General features: G+C 41.7%; 6 protein-coding genes. All 6 read left to right on the forward strand.

The window, feature by feature from the left end:
* The coding region (locus QZZ35_RS08905; RefSeq protein WP_291237082.1) for a CoA transferase at positions 1–776 on the forward strand (776 nt) is incomplete at its 5' end.
* A 180-nt stretch (positions 777–956) separates the two neighbouring features.
* On the forward strand, positions 957–2,021 hold the full coding sequence (locus tag QZZ35_RS08910) for a D-alanine--D-alanine ligase family protein (protein ID WP_291237083.1): 1,065 nt from the start codon (positions 957–959) through the stop codon (positions 2,019–2,021).
* Positions 2,022–2,030: 9 nt separating this feature from the next.
* A complete protein-coding gene (gene murI / locus QZZ35_RS08915) occupies positions 2,031–2,840 on the forward strand; it encodes a glutamate racemase (protein WP_291237084.1) in 810 nt (269 codons plus the stop codon).
* Between the two features lie 20 nt (positions 2,841–2,860).
* Positions 2,861–3,283, forward strand: coding sequence for a DUF1934 domain-containing protein (locus QZZ35_RS08920; RefSeq protein WP_291233908.1), 423 nt, complete (start codon positions 2,861–2,863; stop codon positions 3,281–3,283).
* 117 nt (positions 3,284–3,400) lie between these two features.
* Entirely contained in the window at positions 3,401–4,264 is an 864-nt protein-coding gene (gene fba, locus QZZ35_RS08925; RefSeq protein WP_291237085.1) for a class II fructose-1,6-bisphosphate aldolase, read from the forward strand.
* Between the two features lie 171 nt (positions 4,265–4,435).
* Positions 4,436–5,090, forward strand: a 655-nt coding sequence (locus QZZ35_RS08930) for an SH3 domain-containing protein (RefSeq protein WP_291237086.1), incomplete at its 3' end; no start/stop codon positions are given.

Here is a 5,090-nt window from a genome sequence, read left to right on the forward strand (position 1 = left end):
TGGCATTATCCATTATGGAAAAGGATACAGCACCGGGCGTACCGATTTCCGGATTTGGTGATTTCTATGCGGGTATTGCTCTTGCATCCGGTATTCTTGCTGCTCTGTATCGTCAGGCAAAAACAGGCGAGGGTGAACGTGTAACGGTATCTTTACTTGATACAGCTGTTTACGGTATATCCTGGATGATGGGTGCTATGGAATACGGAAGCATCCTTCCGACAAGCAGAAAACAAACAAATAGTGCAACAGCAACAACATATAAGACAAAAGATGGAAGATGGCTCCAGTTAGCACTGCTTCAGTATGATGTACAGCTTCCTAGATTTGTCAAAGTATCCGGTGCAGACTTCTTATTAGAAGACCCTCGATTTAATAATTATGAGGCGATGCTTCAGAATATTCCGGTAATGGTTGAAGCACTTGAACCGGTATTTGCACAGTTTACATTGAATGAGTGGATTGAAAAGCTGACAGAAGCGGACATTCCGTTTGAAGTTGTTCAGACGATGGAAGAAGTTGCTTTAGATGAGCAGAACTGGGCAAATGATTATATATATAAAAAGGAAACACCGGACGGAAAAAATATTTATTACGCCAGAACACCGGTATTCTTTACAGAACGACCATCTATTAAAGACGAAGAAGGCCGTATCGGACGTTGTCCGTATCTCGGCGAAGATTCCGTAAAAATTATGGAAGAGCTGGGATATTCTAAAGAAGAAATTGACGCTATGGAACAGGGCGGAGTCATTATACAGGATCACAAACATTAATGTTTGGTTTATTTTCGAGCAGCTTATAATCTTATAATATAGAAATAAAATGTCGGGAATGAGAGATAACTCATCTCCCGACATTTTTTGTTCTACATTGTTACTTGAATAATACGGGTGAATCATGTACAATAAGTAATAAATTTTAATCATTATGACTATATGACAGAGGTGTAAAGCATGAATAATAAATTGACAGTAGCGGTTATATTTGGCGGACAGTCATCGGAACACAGTGTATCCTGCGTATCCGGTGTGACTGTTATGAAGGCCCTGGATCCGGAAAAATATGATATGATTCTGATCGGTATTACAGAAGATGGACGGTGGATCCGGACAGATTCCATTGAGGATGTAGAGAATGGCGAATGGAAAAATGGCAGTGTGCAGGCACTTATTTCTCCGGATGCAGGGGATCATGGCATTATTTTTATGGAAAATGGAAAAATTGAGAAGAAAAAAGTGGATGTCATCTTCCCTGTTTTACATGGTATGTACGGTGAGGACGGAACCATTCAGGGACTGTGTGAGCTTGCAAAGATTCCTTATGTAGGATGTGGTGTTCTTGCATCCAGTGTTTCGATGGACAAATGGTATACAAAGATTGTGGTGGATGATCTGGATATATGTCAGGCAAAGTATGTACCGATCAGCCATATGGATATGCGTGATCCGGAAGCTTGTGTTGCAAGAGTTGAGTCCGAACTGGGATATCCGGTTTTTGTTAAACCTTCAAAGGCAGGATCTTCTGTTGGTGTGAATAAGGCATCAAACAGAGAAGCATTAAAGGAAGCCTTACAGATTGCTTTACAGCATGACATTCATATTCTTGTTGAAGAGGCAATTGTCGGACGGGAAATTGAATGTGCCGTACTTGGCGGTTATGATCCAATTGCTTCCGATGTGGGTGAAGTTCTTTCTGCGGAAGACTTCTATACCTTTGATGCAAAATATAATAATCAGGAATCAAGAACGGATCTTCACCCTGTATTTCCGGAAGGAAAGATGGAAGAAGTGCGGGAAGACGCAGTGAAGATATTTAAGGCGCTTGATGGTTTTGGATGTGCAAGGGTGGATTTCTTCATGGAGAAGGATACACATCGTATCGTCTTTAATGAGATCAATACGATGCCGGGATTTACATCGATCAGTATGTATCCTATGTTGTGGCAGGAAAAAGGTCTGGAGAATAGTGCACTGGTGGATCGGATGATCGAGATTGCATTTGAACGTTACGTGAGGTAGGAGGATCAGATGAAAGAAATAGATGCACCGATCGGTGTTTTTGATTCAGGTGTGGGAGGATTGACGGTTGTTCGAGAGATTATTCGTCAGCTTCCATCTGAGAATATTGTCTATTTTGGTGATACAGCGCGGGTACCTTACGGAACAAAATCCCGGGATACAGTTATTAATTATTCTGAGCAGATCGTCCATTTTTTAATGACAAAAGAGGTAAAAGCCATTGTTATTGCATGTAATACGGCAACATCCTATGCACTTGACGTCTTAAAAGATAAACTGGACATTCCTATTATAGGTGTTGTTCGTCCGGGGGCGATTACAGCGGTTAATGCGACACGGAATGGAAGGATCGGTATTATTGCCACGGAAGGTACGGTGGGAAGTAAGATTTATCCGAGAGTCATCCGGGAGTATAATCCGGAGATACAGGTCGTTCAAAAGGCCTGTCCGCTGTTTGTATCCCTTGTGGAGGAAGGATGGACGAATGATCCCGTAACAGATGAGGTGGCGCGCAGATACCTCAGATCACTTCTGGATTCGAATATTGATACACTGGTTCTTGGGTGTACGCATTATCCCCTGATTAGAAAGACGATTGGACGGATCGTAGGGGAAGATGTGACTTTGGTCAATCCGGCATATGAAACAGCCTGCAGTCTGAGGACATTGCTGCAGCAGGAAGGACTTTATCGCGAGAGTGGAAAAACATCTTATCATTTTTTTGTCAGTGACGGTGCAGAGCGTTTCAGTAAATTTGCGAATTCGATCCTTCCGGTGGATCTTGTCCCGACAAGACTTGTTCCGATAGAGAATTATTAATAATATGGCGGAGGTACATAATGACAAATGAAGTGATTTTATCAATAAAGGGAATTCAGCATGAATATGGTGATGATGGTATCACAGAGATCATTACAACGGGGAATTATTATTTTCGAAATGGGAAACATTATATTGTGTACGATGAATTGATTCCTGAGACCGGAGAACAAGTCAGCAGCACTCTGAAGATGACACCGAAGCGAATCGATATGATTAAGCATGGTTCACACAGCGCGCATATGGTTTTTGAGGCAAATACAAAAAATATGTCCCTGTATCGGACACCATACGGGATGATGGAAGTATGTTTTAATACCTTTAGTGTAGAACTGGAGGAGCAGGAAGATATGATTCGAGTACAGGCAGAATATGCGTTGGAGATCAATGACGGATTTATCTCTGATTGTACGATTGAAATCAATGTTCGGGCGAAGCAGTAAAATTTACGTATCTGCTTTAGAACAAGAGATTTGAGAAAGACCGTTGATTTTTGAGACAATTAAGAGTAAAATTTTAAGTAACTACTAACAATACAATGAGTTATGGAGGGTGTAAAAATGTTTGTATCAGCAGAAGAAATGTTAAAAAAAGCAGTAGCAGGTAAATATGCTGTTGGACAGTTCAACATCAATAACCTGGAATGGACAAAAGAGATCCTTCTTGCAGCAGAGGAAGCAAAATCACCGGTTATTCTGGGTGTTTCCGAAGGTGCAGGAAAATATATGACAGGTTTTAAAACAGTAGCAGCCATGGCAAGTGCTATGATTGATGAATTGGGGATTACAGTTCCAGTAGCTATTCATCTGGATCACGGAACATATGAAGGCTGTTTTAAATGTATTGAAGCAGGTTTTTCATCCATTATGTTTGATGGCTCCAAATATCCGATTGAGGAGAATGTTGAAAAAACAAAAGAATTGGTGAGAATCTGTAAAGAGAAAGGTATGTCTCTGGAAGCAGAAGTCGGTTCCATCGGCGGAGAAGAAGACGGTGTTGTTGGTGCAGGTGAATGTGCGGATCCTAATGAATGTAAGATGATTGCAGATCTGGGCGTGGACATGCTTGCAGCAGGCATCGGTAATATTCATGGCAAATATCCTGCAAACTGGAAGGGGCTCAGCTTTGAGACACTGGATGCTGTTCAGCAGCTTACAGGAGATCTTCCATTAGTTCTCCATGGCGGCACAGGTATTCCTGATGATATGATCAAAAAGGCTATTTCCCTTGGTGTTGCAAAGATCAATGTAAATACAGAGTGTCAGCTTGTTTTTGCTGAAGCAACACGTCAATATATTGAAGCGGGAAAGGATCTTGAAGGCAAAGGCTATGATCCTCGTAAACTGTTAAAACCAGGTGCAGAAGCTATCCGTGCTAAAGTTATTGAAAAGATGGAATTATTTGGTTCCGTTGGAAAAGCTTGATCCGAATAAAATCAGACGCTGTGCGTTATATTGGATTTTTACCCGGGAGAAGATATCTCCCGGGTTATTTTTTAATAAAAAAAGCAAAAAACTGTTGATTATTTGCAATGTTTATGCCATAATTGTAGTAAATATGTAATAGATTTGTAATAAATCAGCAGGGAGGGCATTATGAAAAAGTTCAATGGCTTGAAAAAAGGCCTTGTATATGCGTTAGTGACAGCGATGGTTGCGTCCTGTGCCGTAGGTATTGGTCCGCTGAGAGTAAGTGCTGCGACAACAGGAAAAGTAAATGCAGACGCATTGAATGTACGCTCCGGTGCTGGCACAGGATATTCCCGTGTTGGAACAGTGACTCAGGGAGAAACAGTGACGATACTGGAAACTGTGCAGGGCGATGATGGATATACATGGTATAAGATTTCCGGTTCAGTTTCCGGATATGTTCGCGGTGACTATATCACAGATATCATTTCAGATACGCCGAGACGTCCGTCCAGTTCGTCCGGAGTGATTACGGCGGACTGGCTGAATGTACGTACAGGTCCGGGGACCAATTACTCACGAATGGGAAGCGTAGCTCAGGGTACCCGTCTGACAGTTATATCGGTTCATGGCGAGTGGTATAAGATTACATGCCAGATGGATGGTGAGATTAAGACCGGTTATGTTCATAGTGATTATGTCCAGCTGGATGGACAATCTGGAGATGGCGGCAGCGATAATAACGGCAATAATAACAATAACGGTAGTGATAACAACAACAATAATAACAACAATAACGAGACAGCAATTGCTTCCGGTGTTGTTAATGTGGATGTATTGA

The organism is Frisingicoccus sp., assembly GCA_016298055.1.
GTDB lineage: Bacteria > Bacillota > Clostridia > Lachnospirales > Lachnospiraceae > Frisingicoccus.

Excerpts from the sequence above, each read along its gene's own strand:
- fba (WP_291237085.1), top strand. The coding sequence starts at position 3,401 with ATGTTTGTATCAGCAGAAGAAATGTTAAAAAAAGCAGTAGCAGGTAAA.
- QZZ35_RS08910 (WP_291237083.1), top strand. The coding sequence starts at position 957 with ATGAATAATAAATTGACAGTAGCGGTTATATTTGGCGGACAGTCATCG.
- QZZ35_RS08920 (WP_291233908.1), top strand. The coding sequence starts at position 2,861 with ATGACAAATGAAGTGATTTTATCAATAAAGGGAATTCAGCATGAATAT.
- murI (WP_291237084.1), top strand. The coding sequence starts at position 2,031 with ATGAAAGAAATAGATGCACCGATCGGTGTTTTTGATTCAGGTGTGGGA.